A 15,232-nucleotide genomic window follows, 5' to 3' on the forward strand; every position below is an offset into this window, starting at 1 on the left:
CCGCCCGAGCCGCGGGACCCGGGGACGGGCCACCGCGCGCAGGATGCGGCGCACCGCGTGACGCCGCGCGGCACCCCGGTGGCGGCGTCCGGGCGACGGGTGACAGGCTGAACCCCATGCCCGAGCTCGACGAGTTCTCGTTCCTCCCCGCCCAGGCCGCCGGTCTCGGCGCCGCCGTCCCCGCCGTCTCCCGCGTCGACCTCGTCCTCGCCGACGGGCGTCGATTGAGCGCGCTGCGGTGGGGCGCCGCTCCCCCGGCGGTGACGCTGCTGCACGGCGCCGGACTGAACGCGCACACGTGGGACACGACCCTGCTGCACCTCGGGGTGCCCGCCCTCGCGCTCGATCTGCCGGGGCACGGCGATTCCTCCTGGCGCGACGACGCCGCCTACGTCGCGCGCGTCCTCGCCCCCGACGTGGTGCGCGCTCTCGAGACCTGGACCGATCGGCCGCAGGTGCTGGTCGGCCACTCGCTCGGCGGTCTCACGGCGGCGGCCGTCGCGGCATCCCGTCCCGACCTGGTCTCACGACTCGTCGTCGTCGACATCACCCCCGGCGTCGATCCGAGCGCGGGACCCGCGCAGATCCGCGCGTTCTTCGCCGGCCCGACCGACTGGGCGTCGCGCGAGGAGCTGGTGCAGCGCGCCCTGTCGTTCGGACTCGGCGGCTCGCCCGAGGCCGCCGCGCGCGGGGTCTTCCTCAACTCCCGGGTGCGCGAAGACGGACGCGTGGAGTGGAAGCACCACTTCGCCCACCTCGCCGCCGCCGCCGCGAACGCGGCATCCCTGGATGCCCCCGCCGCGAACGAGGGCTCCCCGGTCGCCCCCGCCGCGGACGCGGGCGCCGAGCCCACGACCCCGGATGCCGTGCGCGCGGTGCTCGCGAGCACCGGGTGGGACGACCTGGCCGAGGTCGGCGCGCCGGTGACCCTCGTCCGCGGCGAGCGCGGTTTCGTCACAGAGACGGATGCCGAGGAGCTCCGGCGTGGCGTGCCCGGTGCGGGCGTCCGCGTGCTCGCCACCGGTCACAACGCGCAGGAGGAGGATCCCGCCGCCCTCGCCGCGCTCATCCGCGAGGTCGTCGCCGACGCCTCCGCGTGAAGCGGTCGGCGAGACCCTCGCGTGCGCGCACCGTCATACACCGTCGCGCATCGTCACACGGGGCGATGAGGGAATGCCGGTGAAAGTAGGCTGTTTCCACCCCTGCACGGCATCCACAGCACTCGGATGCCCTCGGCCTGCGAAAGGACACCCCGCAATGCTGCGCCGCACCGCCCTCGCCTCGAGCGCGCTCCTGATCGGAGCGCTTCTGCTCACCTCGTGCACCGGCACCACCACCTCGCCCGGACCGGTCGGCGACCCCGACCCCAACGCGACCCTCACCGTGCGCCTGTCGCTGGAGCCGTCGAACCTCGACATCCGTCGCACCAGCGGCGCGTCGTTGGAGCAGGCGCTGATCGACAACGTCTACCAGGGTCTCGTGACCCGTGACGGCGACCAGGACAACGCGATCGTCCCCGCCCTCGCCACGGCCTGGGAGGTCTCCCCCGACGGCCTCACCTACACCTTCACCCTCCGCGAGGGCGTGACCTTCCACGACGGGAGCGCGCTCACCGCCGACGACGTCGTGACCTCGCTGCAGACGGCCAAGGACGACGCGACCGTCCAGAACAGCGCCGACCTCGCCGGAGTCGCCTCCATCGCCTCGCCGGACGCGACGACCGTCGTCGTCACGCTGGCGCAGCCGAACATCGACTTCCTCTTCGCACTCACCGGCCGCGCCGGGCTGATCTTCAAGAACGGCGACACCACGGACTTCCAGACCGCGGCCAACGGCACCGGGCCGTTCCGCGTCGAGAGCTGGAGCACCGGGCAGAGCCTGACCCTCACCCGTTTCGACGACTACTGGGGGGAGAAGGCGGGCGTCGCCGAGGTCGTACTCGACTACATCCCCGATCAGAGCGCCGCCACGAACGCCGCCGTCAGCGGTGACGTCGACGTCGCGCTCGAGATCGACCCGGAGCTGCAGAGCCAGATCGAGGGCACCGGGAACTTCTCGATCGTGTCGGGCCTGACCACCGACAAGGGCACCCTCGCCTTCAACAACGCCAAGGCCCCGTTCACCGATCAGCGCGTCCGCGAGGCCCTGCGTCTCGCGATCGACCACGACGCCCTCGCCGAGACGCTCGTGACGGCGCAGCCTCTGAACGGACCGATCCCCCCGCTCGACCCGGGGTACGAAGACCTCACCGGCAGCATCTCGTACAACCCTGACCGCGCGCGCGAGCTGCTCGCCGAGGCCGGTGCGGAGAACCTGAACCTGACGCTGACCATCCCCAACGTCTACCCCGGCACCCTCGCGACCTTCCTGGTGTCGTCGTTCGCCGACGTGGGCGTGACGCTGAAGGTCGACCAGGTGGACTTCTCGACCTGGCTGACCGACGTCTACCAGAACCACGACTACGACCTGAGCTTCGTGCGCCACGTCGAGGCGCGCGACTTCGGCAACTGGGCCAACCCCTCGTACTACTTCGGCTACGACAACCCCGAGGTGCAGAGCCTCTACGCCCAGGCGCTCGCGACCACCGACGAGCAGCAGTCCTCCGACCTGCTCGCCGAGGCCGCCCGCATCGTGGATGACGAGGATGCCGCCGACTGGCTGTTCCTGTCGACCCCGCGCACCGCGGTCGCGAACGACGTCGCCGGCTTCCCGAAGAACTCGCTCAATGTGCGTCTGCCGTTGGCGGGCGTGACGGTCGCGGCGGAGTGATCCGCTACACGCTGACACGGCTGGGCCTGCTCGTGCTGGGCCTGGCCGTGGCCAGCGTGCTGATCTTCCTCTCGCTCCGCGTGCTCCCCGGCGACGTCGCGCAGCTGGTCGGGGGCACCCAGGCGAGCCCGGACCAGATCGCGGCGCTGCGTGAGAGCCTGGGCCTGAACGTGCCGCTGTGGCAGCAGTACACGGCGTGGATCGGCGGCCTGTTCCGCGGCGATCTGGGCACCTCGCTGATCACGGGGACGCCGGTGGCCACCGAGCTGCTCGACAAGGCGCAGGTCACCGTCCCGCTCGCCGCGATGTCGCTCACGGTGGCGCTCGTCGTCGGCATCCCGTTCGGCGTCCTCTCGGCGCTCGGCCGTCGCCGGGCCGGGGGGACCGCGTTGAGCGTCGGCGCTCAGGCCCTCGCCGCGGTCCCGGTGGTGTGGGCCGGGATGATGCTGGTCGTCGTCTTCGCGGTGTGGCTCGGGTGGCTGCCGCCGCAGGGCTTCCCGCGCGTCGGGTGGAACGATCCGGGGGCGGCGGTGCGCGCCCTGATCCTGCCCGCCCTGACCATCGGCGTCGTCGAGGGGGCGATGCTGCTGCGCTTCGTGCGGAGCGCGACCCTGCAGGCGCTGGGCGAGGACTACGTCCGCACGGCCGCGGCCAAGGGGCTCACCCGCACGCGCGCGCTGCTGAGCCACGGTTTGCCCAACGTCGGCCTCTCGGTCATCACGGTGCTCGGTCTGCAGATCGCGGGCATCATCGTGGGAGCCGTCGTCATCGAGCAGCTGTTCACGCTGCCCGGGGTGGGCCGCATGCTCGTCTCCGACGTCGCCGGGCGCGATCTGCCCAAGGTGCAGGGCGAGCTGCTCGCCCTGACGGCGGTCGTCCTGATCGTGGGAGCCGTCGTCGACCTCGTGCACCGTCTGATCGACCCCCGCCAACGGGAGGCCGCATGAGCACCCTGAAACGCCTCTTCGCGCTGGGGACCGGCCGGTTCGGCATCCTCGTGGCGGGCCTGGTCGTCGTGGTCGCGCTGATCTCGCTCGTGTGGACCCCGTTCGACCCGGGGGCGGTCGATGCGCGCAACCGGTGGGCCGACCCCTCCTGGCCGCACGTGCTCGGCACCGACAACAGCGGACGCGACATCGCCAGCCTCCTCATGGCCGGAGCCCGCACGACGGTCGTCGTCGCGGTCGGCGCGGGGATCGTGGCGTCGCTCCTCGGCATCGCCCTGGCGGCGCTCGGTGCGCTCACCGCCCGATGGGTCCGCGAGAGCGTCGCGGTTCTGGTCGACATCCTCGTGGCCTTCCCCGTGCTGATCATCGCGATGATGATCTCCGCGGTCTGGGGCGGGTCGCTCGCGGTCGTCATCTGGTCGGTGGGCATCGGGTTCGGCGTCAACGTCGCCCGCGTCACGCGCCCCGAGCTGCGGAGGGTGCTGCACAGCGACTTCGTGCTCGCCGGGCGGGCGAGCGGGCTGTCGACGTGGCAGAACCTCACCCGTCACCTGCTGCCGAACGTGGCCCCGGTGTTCATTGTGCAGTTGTCGTGGGCGATGGCGGTGGCCGTGCTCGCGGAGGCGGGCCTGTCGTACCTCGGCTTCGGCGCCCCCGTGACGCAGCCGTCGTGGGGCGTGCTGCTGAGCGACCTGCAGGCGTACATCGCCGTGCACCCCCTCACGGTCGTGTGGCCGGGAGTGGCGATCACCCTCACCGTGCTCGGACTCAACCTGCTCGGCGACGCTCTGCGCGAGGCCGCCGACCCCACCCTCGCCGAGCGGACGCCGTCGGCGCGGACGCCCGTTCCGGGGGTGGTCGCGTGAGCCTCGCGGTGAAAGACCTGCGCGTCGAGATCGGCGGGCACGCCGTCGTGGACGGTGTGTCGTTCGACGTCCCCGACGGCGCCCGCGTGGGTCTCATCGGCGAATCCGGTTCGGGCAAGTCGCTCACCGCCCTCGCGATCCTGGGCCTGCTGCCCGAGGCGGCGCGCGCGACGGGCAGCGTGCGCTGGGACGACCGCGAGATCCTGAACCTGCCCGACGCCCGGCTCGCGGCCCTGCGCGGCGACGACATCGGCATCGTGTTCCAGGAGCCGCGCACGGCACTCAACCCGATCCGCACCGTCGGCCGCCAGATCGGCGAGTCCGTCCGCATCCACGAGGGCGTCTCCCGCCGCGAGGCCCTGCGCCGTGCGGTCGTCGAAGCCGAGCGGGTCGCCCTCCCCGACCCGGAACGGCTCGTCTCGCGCTACCCGCACCAGCTGTCGGGCGGACAGCGCCAGCGCGTCGCGATCGCCATGGCCCTCGCATGCCGCCCGCGCCTGCTGATCGCCGACGAGCCGACGACCGCGCTCGACGTCACCATCCAGGCCGGGATCCTGTCGCTGCTTCGGACCCTGGTCCAGGATGCCGGCATGTCGCTCGTGTTCATCACGCACGATCTGGCGGTACTGGCCCAGGTCGCCACCCACGCCGTCGTGCTCGAGCGCGGGCGGGTGGTCGAGGAAGGCGCGGTGACCGACCTGCTCCGCGCACCGTCGTCGCCGATCACGCAGGCGCTGCTGCGCGATGCGACGGCGACCCTCTGGCATCCGGAGCGCTCCGTCTCACGCGCTCCGGCGTCGAACGAACCGGATGCCGAGATCTCGGCGGCGGCGGACCGCAGCGATGGCGAGGCGGAACGGTGAGCGACACGGTGATCCGGGCGCGCGGGCTCTCGCGCGACTACCTCGCGCCGCGCACCCGCGGCTTCGGTCGCACCGAGCGTATCGCGGGACTCGCCGACGTCGATCTGTCGGTCACGGCGGGCTCCGCGGTGGGGATCATCGGCGAGTCGGGCTCGGGCAAGTCGACCCTCGTGCGTCTGCTGCTGGGTCTCGACGTGCCGAGTGCCGGGAGCGTCGAGGTCGAGGGGCGTCTCGTCGACGGCCGCGGCTCCGCGCGCTCGCTGCACTGGCTGCGGCGTGCGACGGGCATCGTCTTCCAAGACCCGTACGCCTCCCTCGACCCGCGCATGAACGTCGGGCGCATCGTGGGCGAGCCACTGTGGGCGCTCGGCATCGACGGCGACCGTTCGCAGCGCGTTCGCGACGTGCTCGAGCAGGTGGGCCTCGACGCCGACATGTCGGCGCGCTTCCCGCACGAGTTCTCGGGAGGCCAGCGGCAGCGCATCGCCCTCGCGCGGGCGATCGTGCATCGTCCGCGCATCCTCGTGGGCGACGAGCCGCTGTCCGCCCTCGACGTCACCGTGCGCGCGCAGATCCTGCGTCTCATCGCGCGGCTGCGCGCCGAGGAGCAGCTGACGCTCGTGCTCGTCTCGCACGACATCGGCGTGGTGCAGAGCGTCTGCGATCAGGTCGTGGTCATGAAGGACGGGCACATCGTCGAGCAGGGTCCCACCGAGAAGGTGCTGCTGCAGCCGCAGGCGGCCTACACCCGCCAGCTGCTCGCGTCGATCCCGACGCTGCCGGCCTGAGGCTCCTCCCCCGTCCGCGTGAGTGAGAATCCGCTCACAGGTCAGGGGCAAGGGATGCCGCGATGTCGGGGGTCGGCGTTAGCCTCGCCCCATGACCCCCGGTATCGTCCCCCCGTTCCTGCTCGACCGCCTCGCGCAGACCGACGACCCCCGCCTCGCGCGGGCGGCGGCCGCCGCGCGCAAGACCCTCGCCCTGCCGCGTCCGCCCCGCCCCACGCGCACGCGCCTGCGCCTGTCGATCGAGGGCGACGCCCTCGTGGCCGAGACCGGCCCCGCCCCCGATCGCGTCATCTCCGACGCCGCCAACACCGAGAACCTGCCGGGGCGTCGCGTGCGCAGCGAAGACGACGCGCCCACCGGTGACAGCGCCGTCGACGAGGCGTACGACGGCCTCGGCGAGACCTACGACTTCTTCTGGGACGCGTTCGCGCGCGACGGCATCGACGCGGCGGGCGGATCCCTGCTGGCCACGGTGCACTACGGCGACGACTACGACAACGCGTTCTGGAACGGCGAGCGCATGGTCTTCGGCGACGGCGACGGCGACGTGTTCGTCGGCTTCACGCGCTCGCTCAGCGTCATCGCCCACGAGCTGGGGCACGGGGTCACGGAGGCCGCCGGAGGACTCGAGTACCAGGGGCAGTCGGGAGCCTTGAATGAATCGCTGTCCGATGTGTTCGGCGCCCTCGCCGAACAGCACCATCGGAGCCAACGCGCCGACGAGGCGTCCTGGCTCATCGGCGCGGGCATCTTCGCCGCTGCGGTGCAGGGCGACGCCTTGCGATCGATGAAGGCCCCGGGCACCGCATACGACGACGACGTGCTCGGGAAAGACCCGCAGCCGGGCCACATGCGGGATTACGTCGAGACCGAGGATGACAACGGGGGCGTGCACATCAACTCCGGCATCCCCAACCGCGCGTTCTACCTCGCCGCAACGGCTCTCGGCGGCTTCGCCTGGGAGCGCGCCGGGCTCATCTGGTATCGCACGCTCACCGGCGGCGCGCTGTCGCCCACGGCCGATTTCCTCGCCTTCGCCTCGGCGACACTGCGCACCGCCGCCACGGAGTACGGTGAGGAGTCCGAGGAGGTCGCCGCCGTCCGAGCCGCATGGGCCGGGGTCGGCGTCGTGAAGGATGCCGCAGCCTGACGCCGACACCGCCGAGCACGAGCGTCTCGTCGTCGTGGTGGTGCGGTCGGGCGGCATCGCCGGGCTGTCGAAGCAGTGGCGCGCCGAACCCGCACCGGAACGTGTCCCGCACTGGCGGGACCTCGTGGAGCGTTGTCCGTGGGACGCCGCGGAGGCCCCGTCGACGGGCGCCGACCGGTATCAGTGGCGCATCGACGTCCACCGGGGCGACACCGCCGTGCATCGCGCGCGCCTCGGCGACGGGCAGATCGAGGGACCGTGGCGCGCGCTCGTCGATGAGGTGCGCCAGGCCGCGGCGCCTCCGTCGCGAGATTCCTGAACCTCGGCGGCGTAGGCCGAGGGCACGCGACGGGTCGATCGCGTTATTCCGACCGCTCAGCCGAACAGCTTCCGCCGCTTCTTCTTCGACGGGATGCTCTTCTGCAGGTAGACGACGCCGAGCCAGCGTCCGAACTTGAAGCCCACGCGCCCCATCCGCCCGACCTCGGTGAAGCCGAGCTTCTCGTGCAGGGCGATCGACGCGTCGGCGCCCTTGTCGCTGATGGCGGCGACCATCTCGCGGATGCCGAGGTCCTGGCACGCGGCGATCAGTGCCTCGAGCAGCGCTCGCCCCAGCCCTTTGCCCGCCGCGGCCTGCCCGAGGTAGATCGAGTTCTCGACCGTGTAGCGGTAGGCCGACTTGGACTGCCACGGTTGCACGAGCGCGTAGCCGAGGATCTGGCCGCTGGGCGACTGCGCCACGAGAAAGGGCAGGCCCAGCTTGTGCAGGGTGGCGAACTTGTCGCGCCACTTGGCGATCGTCCAGGCCTTCTCGTCGAAGGTCACGACGGAATTGCGCACGTAGTAGTTGTAGATCTCGCGGATGTCGGGGATGTCGGCCTCGGTGGCCGGGCGGATCTCGAACGAGAACGGCCTCTCCGGCTCGGGCGCGCGGCGCAGGTGCGCGGGCAGACGCCGACGGCTCTTCTCGTACTCCTCTTCCAGCACCCCGCCACTCTACGGGCGCGGCGGTTTCGGGCGTGTGTCCGCCATCCGTCCCGCGGGGCGCGGGGGTGTCAGGCCGGAAGCCGCCAGTCCACGGCATCCGCGCCCTGCTGCTCGAGCAGAGCGTTCACCTGTGAGAACGGGCGCGATCCGAAGAAGCCGCGGCTCGCCGACAGCGGTGACGGGTGCGGTGACGACACCGTCGCCGTCGCGCCGAGGAGCGGCGCCAGGTTCGTGGCATCCTTCCCCCAGAGCACGGCGACCAGGGGCTGATCGCGCGCGACGAGCACCCGGATGGCGTGCTCGGTCACGCGCTCCCACCCCCACCCGCGGTGGGATGCCGGCTGCCCGGGCGCCACGGTGAGCACCCTGTTCAACAGCATCACGCCCTGCGCCGACCAGGCGGAGAGGTCGCCGTGCGGCGCGGGGGCGATGCCGAGGTCGTCGTGCAGCTCTCGGTAGATGTTCGCCAGACTCCGCGGGAGGGGCCGCACGTGCGGGTCGACCGCGAACGACAGCCCGATCGGGTGGCCGGGCGTCGGGTAGGGGTCCTGCCCCACGATGAGCACCCGCACGGCATCGAGAGGGGTGCGGAAGGCCCGGAGGACGAGCTCACCGGCCGGGAGGTAGGGCACTTTCTCGGCGCGCAGTCGCTCCCCCAGGGCCGCGATGTCGTCGGCGACGGGGGCGAGGGGCTCGACCCACGAGGCGTCGATGAGCCCCGCGTCGGCGAGCTCGGCGAGCGACTTCGCTGTCACGCGGCGTCTTCTTCGTGCACCGATCCCTGGTGCGACCACGGGAAGTCGATCCAGAGCGAGGTGTCTTTCCAGGCGTAATCGGGCTGCACCACGGTCGTCGGCTTGGTGTAGATGACGGCTGAGCGCGCCTCGGCCCCGTGACGATCGAGCAGCTTGATGGCCAGATCGAGGGTGCGGCCGCTGTCGGCGACGTCGTCGACGAGCAGCACACGGCGCCCCGAGAGGTACGACAGATCGAGCGCCGGAGGCAGCACCTCGGGGGCATCCAGCACCGTGCCGACACCGGTGTAGAACTCGACGTTCAGGGCACCGCAGTTCTTCACGCCCAGGCCGTAGGCGATCGCCCCGCCGGGCAGCAGACCTCCGCGCGCGATGGCGACGACCACCTCGGGGTGGAATCCATCGGCGACGATCGCGCGGGAGATGTCCCTCGTCGCGATCCCGAAATCGTCCCAGCTCAACCGTTCGCGTTCGTCAGCCACCCGCGGGCCCCTCTCATCGTCTCCCCTCACCCTAGAGCGCACGGCCTCCCGCACCCGCCCGGAGCCGGCGGTGCGGGGGCGCTGCTCACGGTCGGGAGCCCACGGGCAGCAGCATCGCCGCGGTTCCGGGAATGTCGACGAAGCCGATACTCGCCCAATGAGCGCGGCGGGCGGCTACCTCAGCCGGGTCGACCACCGGCCCGCCCATCGCGGCGGGAAACGCCCCCGTCAGGAGGATCGCGATCGTGTCTCCGTCGAAGACGCGGGCGACGCCGCGGACGAGCGCGTGGCTCACGAGCGAGCCGACCGCGGCGGCGTCGATGTCGACGGAGGAGATCACGCACAGGCTGTCGGTGAACAGCGAGGACTCGTCGATCATCGAGATCAGCTCGCGATCGGCGAACGCGGACCCGATCGACGACAGGTCCGGCACGGCCTCGCGCAGTTGTTCGGCCCACGATGGATCGGCGTAGTGGACGCGGTGGAGCGTCGCGGCCGTCAGGACACGCGCGCCCGCACCGGACTCTTCGCCGGAGCGGATGACCGCACGCCAGACTTCCGGCTCGGTCCGTCGCTCATCGATCCGGACGGTGAGATGGAGCGCCATCGCCCCGACATCGGCGTCACCGTGCATGTGGCCCCCAGGGGTCGTCGCGCGTCATCCGATCGCCGCCCCTCGTCATTCGATCCATCGTTCTTCGTCTTTCACGGGCATTGCGCGCACGGGCACCGCAGGGCCGCGAGCGGCGCCGGTCGTCGCATCCGGCCCTCTCACACCCCCGCCGCGTTTCCTCTCCTTTTCGAGTCGTTTCGCGCCCTCCGCGCTCAGCCGACCCCGCAACGCTCCCGTCTCCCATTCCTTCACCGCAAATGGTCTTGCGGCACGCCTTCCGGGGCTTACATTAGAAAGTACTCATCTCATTCTTAGGGTATTGACAGCCCTTTCGGAACGCCCCTTCCCCCCTAGAGGAGCACGACCACGTGAGCAGCACCTACATCGAGACCGGCGGTCAGGTCCGCGTCTACGATTCCGCCGTCAAGGCTCACGATCGCCTTCCCCTCGGCACCTATCGCGTGCGCTTCAGCAGCAAAGAGGGCTTCAGCCTCGTGCGCACGGCGGATCTCGCCGTCGGCGCGGAGAAGGTGTACGGACAGCGCGAAGCCAAGGTCGACAAGATCTTCCGCACCTACGCCCGACTCGACCGCAACCTGGGCGTGATGCTGTCGGGGAACAAGGGGCAGGGGAAGTCGATGTTCCTCCGCATGGTGGCGGAACGGGCGATCGCCCAGGAGCTGCCGGTGGTGCTCGTCACCGAGGATGCCGACGGCATCGTCGACTTCCTCGACACCCTCGACGAATGCCTCGTCATCTTCGACGAGTTCGAAAAGGTCTTCGCATCCGGTCGCGGTCACCTCGCGGAGCCGAACCGCCAGAATCAGTTCCTGACGCTCTTCGACGGGATGTCGTCGGTGCGACGCATCTATTGCGTGACGGTCAACGACGTGCAGGACGTCAGCCACTACATCGTCAACCGGCCCGGTCGCTTCCACTACCACATGCGCTTCGACTACCCCGGCCCGGACGAGGTGCGGGAGTACCTCGCCGACCAGGCCCCGCACGCCGCGCCCTCGGAGGTCGAGAACGCCGCACTGTTCTCGCGTCGGGTGAACCTGACGTACGACCATCTGCGGGCGATCGCCTTCGAGATGAACCACCCCGAGGCGAAGTTCTCCGAGATCGTCGAAGACCTCAATATCAAGGCGATCGAACCGAGCACCTATCGCGTCGAGGCGAAGTACCCCGACGGCACGATCCTGGCGGACGAATCGGTGCTCAACCTGCACGAGCGCAGCGATGTGCAGCGCACCATCGAACTGCGCAGCACCCAGCGCACACTGTTCTTCTCCTTCGCCCCGCGCGACGTCGTCTTCGAGGACGACGGCAGCATCTCGATCCCCGTCCACACGATCGACGCGATGGACGAAGACGAGGAGATGCCCGACGAGCTTCCGGCGCGGATCACTCTGACCCTCGTGGGCCAGGTCAGCTACTCGTTCGATCGCTGAACACGACACCGCGCTTCGCGCGATCCCCCACGCGTCGGCGTGGGGTCGAGGATGCGCGCCGCGCGGGCTACGAGTCGTCGCGGGAGCGGGGCGGAACCGTCACCCTCTTGTTGACGTCGCGCGTCGCCGAGAACTTCAGTACCGCGTAATCGTCGACGTGCCCGCGGGCGTGGGCGTCGTCGCGGATGTTCAGGACGACGTCGTGCCCCTTGTGCGGCTGTGCGTAGAACTTGCCGAACCCGGTCAGCGTGACGCGGTTGCCCGCGTTGACCAGCTCGAGGATCTCCTCGAAGATCGCGTCGTACGCGAGCTGGGTCGTCCGCAGGGACAGACCCGCGCGCTTGGACACCCGCTGGACGAACTCGCGCTTGCTCACCTTGGGCTCGTCGGACCTCGTGACAGGCATATCTTCACCATCCAATGCTCTTGCTCGTGAACGAGCGTATGTGTCGACCCTCCGACCGGCATCGGGGTTGCCGAACGGGGGCGACAGGTAGACCGTGCTGCGACGCGTGAGCGGATCCTTCGGGTGAAGACGCCGGCGGTACGCGTCGTCGCCCGCTGAGGTGGCCCGTCTCCGCGGACGCGACGGACGCTCCGGCGGCGCGTGCGCACTGCCGGTCTCGCCGCCGACGCCCCCTCGGAACCGAGGTCACGCACCGCGGGCTGACTCCGACCCGCGCCCCTTCGGGAGGGCGCACACCGCATTCGGGTTGCGATGCTCGTCGGTTTTCTGCTCGTTTTCGTGATGATCTTAGCGCCTCGCAGCACCTTCCGCGCGAGATGTTCCGCCGCGGATCCCCGCGGTCGCCCGTGCGGCTCAGGGTACGCCGGCGGTCAGGCCGTCCCCAGCTGCGCGCGCAGAGGGTACGACGTGTCCTCGAAGATCAGCTGCGCCGCCGATCCCGTCCGCGCGTTGATGAGGACGGGCGCACGCAGGTTCACGAACACCCCCTCCTCCGAGGGGTTGGCCACGACGAACAGGCGGACGGCATCCTCGTCGGCGCCGACCTCTCCGCGCATCCCGGCGGTGATGCGCGGGCGATAGTCCGCGACCACGGTCGCGGGGTCGACGAGGAACAGCCGCACCTCGTCGCCCCTCGAGCGCAGCGAGTACAGCCCCCGGGCGCCCTCGATGCGCGCGAGACGGAAAGAGGTGAGCGGGCCGAGCCCCGGAAGGGATGCCGCGAACTCCACGTCGAGATCGCCGAGCTCGGCGGTGGTCCCGGGGGCGGTCGTCGGGGAGGTGGTCATCGCAGGAACTCCAGGAGGTTGGTCTGCAGGGTCTTCGCGGTCACCTGCAGGGCGGATTGATACACGAGCTCGGCGGATTGCAGGGCGATGTACACCTCGAGGGTGTCGACGTTCTCGACCTCGGCGCGGCGCGCCTCGAGGTCGACGGCGACGCTGGTGTTCGCCGCCGACGCCCTCTCGATCTGGGCCTGGCGGGCCCCGGCGACACCCCGCGCCGTCGCCAGCTCCTTCAGGTGCGCGTCGATCGTGGCCAGTCGCGGTCCGACCTCCTCGCCCGCGCGCAGATCGGCGGCGATCGCCCGCAGAGCCGCGAAGACGCTGTCGGCACCCTCGCCGAACACCTGCGCGCCGTCGAGGTCGACACGCACCTGCTCGCCGTCGGAGAGGCGCCGCTGGACCCCCGCACCGCTCGTGCCCGAGAATGCGAAGGTCGCCGGGTCGAAGGCCGAGCCGCTGTCGTCCGTCCCCGCGAAGACCGTACGTCCGAGCACCGTCGTGTTCGCCTGCGACAGCAGCTCGGTGCTGAGACTGTCGAGTTCGGCGGCGATCGATTCCCGGGCCGACGCGCTCAACGCGCCCGAGTTGGCGCCCTGGGCGGTGAGGTCGCGCGCGCGGTTGAGCAGGTCGATGCTCGCTCCCAGCGCCGTGTCGGCGGTGGTCACCCAGGCGAGACCGTCGCTGATGTTGCGAGCGTACTGCGACGTGCGCGCCTGCTCGCCGTGCACCCCCAGAATCGCGGCGGCGGCCGCCGGATCGTCGCTGGAGGTGCGGATGGCGCGCTGCGAGGTCGCCTGATCCTGCAGCCGCGCCCGGTCGGCGAGGCCCGCCTGCAGGGTGCGCAGCGCCTGCTGATTGACGGTGCTGCTGGTGATGCGTCCGATCATGGCCACTCCGGGGTCAGCGGCCCACGAGGCCGACGCGGTTGATGAGCAGGTCGAGGGCCTCGTCCACCGCGGTCAGCACGCGGGCCGCCGCCTGATACGCGGTCTGGTACTTCAGGAGGTCGATGGTCTCTTCGTCGCCGTCGACCGAGGCCTGCGACTGCTGCCCGCTGATCGCCGCGATCGCGCTGCGATCCGCCGTGTCAGCGCGCTGCACGTCTCCCCCGACCGCCACGCCGTACCCCGTCACGAAGCTCGACCACGTCGCCGACGGACCGGTGGGAGAGGTTCCGAGCACCGAGAGGCGATCGGCGATCGAGGTGTCCCGCGCACCCGCTCCCGGTGCCGCGAGGGCGAGCTGGTCGAGCCCCGTCGGCACGACCCGCAGTCCGCGTGCGGCCGGACCCGTGGCATCCACCGAGAAGAAATCCCCACCGGCGGCGCCCGTCGCGGTCTGACCGGAGCGATGGATGCCGTTGACCGCGGTCGCGAGCGAGGTCGCGACGGCGTTGTACGCGTCGGCGACCGCCGCCAGCGTGCCCCCCTCGGATGCCGGTGCGAGGACGCTCAGCGCACCTCCGACCGACCCGCCGGTCACGGCGACGGGGACGTCGGGACGGTCGGTCCAGGAGATCGAGAGGCGCGTGGGATCGGTCATCTCGCGCGGTCCCGCAACGGCCAGGGCGCGGCTGGAATCGCCCGCGACCAGCGCGTTGCCGTCGAGGCGGAGGGTCATCGTGCCGTCGTCCTCGAGCCGTCCGGTGGCCCCCACGACGGTGGACAGCTGCTGCGCCAGCACGTTGCGCTGGTCGATGAGTTCGTTGGCCGAGCGCCCCGACTGCAGCGCCGTGCGGATCTGCCCGTTCAGGGTCGCGACCTGGGCCGCCGTGACGTTGACGTCGGCGATCTGCCGATCGACCTGAGCGCGCAGGTCGCTCCACTGCCCCACCACACTGTCGTAGCCCGAGGCGATCTGCGCGGCCAGCACCGAGGCGTTGGTCAGCACCACCTGCGCGGCGGCGGGCTCGGGGGTGTTCGCCAGATCGGCCCAGCCCGCCCAGAATCGGTTGAGGTTCGCGGCGAGACCGTCTTTCGTCGGCTCGGCGAGCACGGCCTCCGCCGCGCTCGCAGCGGCGGCGCGCGTCGACCAGAACCCGGATGCCGACAGCGCATCGCGCACGCGGGCGTCCAGCACCTCGTCGCCCAGCCGCGCCACGCCCGTCACCGCGACGCCGCCGCCGACGTTCAGGCCCGATCCCCACGCCGCGACGGTGCCGGCGGGCGCGACCGAGGTCTGCTCGAGGCGCTGGCGGGTGTACCCGGTGGTGGTCTCGTTGGCGATGTTCTGCCCGGTGACGGTCATGCCGGCGCGCGCGGCGGCGAGGCCCGACGCGGCGACCTGGAGTCCGGCGAAGGTCGACAT

The 15,232-nt window shown here is 71.2% G+C and carries 17 protein-coding genes; 9 read left to right on the forward strand and 8 right to left on the reverse strand.

Annotated elements, in window-relative coordinates:
- The first annotated feature begins 116 nt into the window (after positions 1-116).
- The 8 genes from ACFZA2_RS02200 to ACFZA2_RS02235 all read left to right on the forward strand — a co-directional run bounded on the left by ACFZA2_RS02200 (position 117) and on the right by ACFZA2_RS02235 (position 7,702).
- Positions 117-1,100 carry an alpha/beta fold hydrolase gene (locus ACFZA2_RS02200; protein WP_391400018.1) on the forward strand — a complete coding sequence of 328 codons (984 nt, stop codon included), beginning with the start codon at positions 117-119 and terminating at the stop codon, positions 1,098-1,100.
- 157 nt (positions 1,101-1,257) lie between these two features.
- A complete protein-coding gene (locus ACFZA2_RS02205; protein WP_391400021.1) occupies positions 1,258-2,769 on the forward strand; it encodes an ABC transporter substrate-binding protein in 1,512 nt (503 codons plus the stop codon).
- Positions 2,766-3,716, forward strand: a complete 951-nt coding sequence (locus tag ACFZA2_RS02210; protein ID WP_391400024.1) for an ABC transporter permease — start codon at positions 2,766-2,768, stop codon at positions 3,714-3,716. The genes ACFZA2_RS02205 and ACFZA2_RS02210 overlap by 4 nt, the downstream gene beginning before the upstream one ends.
- The gene (locus ACFZA2_RS02215; RefSeq protein WP_391400027.1) at positions 3,713-4,582 is read left to right on the forward strand and encodes an ABC transporter permease; all 870 of its coding nucleotides are present in this window, start codon (positions 3,713-3,715) and stop codon (positions 4,580-4,582) included. Before ACFZA2_RS02210 ends, ACFZA2_RS02215 begins: the two co-directional genes overlap by 4 nt.
- A complete protein-coding gene (locus ACFZA2_RS02220; protein ID WP_391400030.1) occupies positions 4,579-5,445 on the forward strand; it encodes an ATP-binding cassette domain-containing protein in 867 nt (288 codons plus the stop codon). The genes ACFZA2_RS02215 and ACFZA2_RS02220 overlap by 4 nt, the downstream gene beginning before the upstream one ends.
- Positions 5,442-6,233: an ATP-binding cassette domain-containing protein gene (locus ACFZA2_RS02225; RefSeq protein WP_391400033.1), complete on the forward strand. Its 792-nt coding sequence runs from the start codon at positions 5,442-5,444 to the stop codon at positions 6,231-6,233. The genes ACFZA2_RS02220 and ACFZA2_RS02225 overlap by 4 nt, the downstream gene beginning before the upstream one ends.
- Positions 6,234-6,324: 91 nt before the next feature.
- Positions 6,325-7,383 carry a M4 family metallopeptidase gene (locus ACFZA2_RS02230; RefSeq protein ID WP_391400036.1) on the forward strand — a complete coding sequence of 353 codons (1,059 nt, stop codon included), beginning with the start codon at positions 6,325-6,327 and terminating at the stop codon, positions 7,381-7,383.
- Positions 7,370-7,702, forward strand: coding sequence for a protealysin inhibitor emfourin (locus ACFZA2_RS02235; RefSeq protein WP_363392866.1), 333 nt, complete (start codon positions 7,370-7,372; stop codon positions 7,700-7,702). Before ACFZA2_RS02230 ends, ACFZA2_RS02235 begins: the two co-directional genes overlap by 14 nt.
- 56 nt (positions 7,703-7,758) lie before the next feature.
- On the opposite strand, the gene ACFZA2_RS02240 is transcribed toward ACFZA2_RS02235, so the two are convergent.
- The 4 genes from ACFZA2_RS02240 to ACFZA2_RS02255 form a co-directional block, all read right to left on the reverse strand.
- Positions 7,759-8,370, reverse strand: coding sequence for an N-acetyltransferase family protein (locus ACFZA2_RS02240; RefSeq protein ID WP_315993235.1), 612 nt, complete (start codon positions 8,368-8,370; stop codon positions 7,759-7,761).
- Positions 8,371-8,438: 68 nt separating this feature from the next.
- The gene (locus ACFZA2_RS02245) at positions 8,439-9,125 is read right to left on the reverse strand and encodes a uracil-DNA glycosylase (protein WP_391400041.1); all 687 of its coding nucleotides are present in this window, start codon (positions 9,123-9,125) and stop codon (positions 8,439-8,441) included.
- Positions 9,122-9,607, reverse strand: coding sequence for a phosphoribosyltransferase (locus ACFZA2_RS02250; RefSeq protein ID WP_315993237.1), 486 nt, complete (start codon positions 9,605-9,607; stop codon positions 9,122-9,124). The genes ACFZA2_RS02245 and ACFZA2_RS02250 overlap by 4 nt, the downstream gene beginning before the upstream one ends.
- 85 nt (positions 9,608-9,692) lie before the next feature.
- Positions 9,693-10,241: a hypothetical protein gene (locus ACFZA2_RS02255; RefSeq protein WP_391400044.1), complete on the reverse strand. Its 549-nt coding sequence runs from the start codon at positions 10,239-10,241 to the stop codon at positions 9,693-9,695.
- Between the two features lie 347 nt (positions 10,242-10,588).
- On the opposite strand from ACFZA2_RS02255, the gene ACFZA2_RS02260 reads away from it, so the two are divergent.
- On the forward strand, positions 10,589-11,674 hold the full coding sequence (locus ACFZA2_RS02260; protein WP_315993239.1) for an AAA family ATPase: 1,086 nt from the start codon (positions 10,589-10,591) through the stop codon (positions 11,672-11,674).
- A 67-nt stretch (positions 11,675-11,741) separates the two neighbouring features.
- Here the strand turns inward: ACFZA2_RS02260 and ACFZA2_RS02265 are convergent, their stop codons facing one another.
- From ACFZA2_RS02265 to flgK, 4 genes are all read right to left on the reverse strand, one after another.
- Positions 11,742-12,080, reverse strand: a complete 339-nt coding sequence (locus tag ACFZA2_RS02265) for an HU family DNA-binding protein (protein WP_391400048.1) — start codon at positions 12,078-12,080, stop codon at positions 11,742-11,744.
- Positions 12,081-12,511: 431 nt separating this feature from the next.
- Positions 12,512-12,928 carry a flagellar assembly protein FliW gene (fliW, locus tag ACFZA2_RS02270; RefSeq protein ID WP_315993241.1) on the reverse strand — a complete coding sequence of 139 codons (417 nt, stop codon included), beginning with the start codon at positions 12,926-12,928 and terminating at the stop codon, positions 12,512-12,514.
- Positions 12,925-13,812 carry a flagellar hook-associated protein FlgL gene (gene flgL, locus ACFZA2_RS02275; protein ID WP_391400053.1) on the reverse strand — a complete coding sequence of 296 codons (888 nt, stop codon included), beginning with the start codon at positions 13,810-13,812 and terminating at the stop codon, positions 12,925-12,927. Before flgL ends, fliW begins: the two co-directional genes overlap by 4 nt.
- 13 nt (positions 13,813-13,825) lie before the next feature.
- Positions 13,826-15,232 carry a flagellar hook-associated protein FlgK gene (flgK, locus tag ACFZA2_RS02280; RefSeq protein WP_391400056.1) on the reverse strand — a complete coding sequence of 469 codons (1,407 nt, stop codon included), beginning with the start codon at positions 15,230-15,232 and terminating at the stop codon, positions 13,826-13,828.

It is taken from the genome of Microbacterium sp. NPDC007973, from assembly GCF_042958465.1.
GTDB lineage: Bacteria > Actinomycetota > Actinomycetes > Actinomycetales > Microbacteriaceae > Microbacterium > Microbacterium galbum.

Coding starts and splice junctions, on each gene's coding strand:
- flgL (WP_391400053.1), bottom strand. CDS start 13,812: ATGATCGGACGCATCACCAGCAGCACCGTCAATCAGCAGGCGCTGCGC.
- ACFZA2_RS02215 (WP_391400027.1), top strand. CDS start 3,713: ATGAGCACCCTGAAACGCCTCTTCGCGCTGGGGACCGGCCGGTTCGGC.
- ACFZA2_RS02200 (WP_391400018.1), top strand. CDS start 117: ATGCCCGAGCTCGACGAGTTCTCGTTCCTCCCCGCCCAGGCCGCCGGT.
- ACFZA2_RS02265 (WP_391400048.1), bottom strand. CDS start 12,080: ATGCCTGTCACGAGGTCCGACGAGCCCAAGGTGAGCAAGCGCGAGTTC.
- ACFZA2_RS02230 (WP_391400036.1), top strand. CDS start 6,325: ATGACCCCCGGTATCGTCCCCCCGTTCCTGCTCGACCGCCTCGCGCAG.
- fliW (WP_315993241.1), bottom strand. CDS start 12,928: ATGACCACCTCCCCGACGACCGCCCCCGGGACCACCGCCGAGCTCGGC.
- ACFZA2_RS02235 (WP_363392866.1), top strand. CDS start 7,370: ATGCCGCAGCCTGACGCCGACACCGCCGAGCACGAGCGTCTCGTCGTC.
- flgK (WP_391400056.1), bottom strand. CDS start 15,232: ATGTCGACCTTCGCCGGACTCCAGGTCGCCGCGTCGGGCCTCGCCGCC.
- ACFZA2_RS02205 (WP_391400021.1), top strand. CDS start 1,258: ATGCTGCGCCGCACCGCCCTCGCCTCGAGCGCGCTCCTGATCGGAGCG.
- ACFZA2_RS02255 (WP_391400044.1), bottom strand. CDS start 10,241: ATGCACGGTGACGCCGATGTCGGGGCGATGGCGCTCCATCTCACCGTC.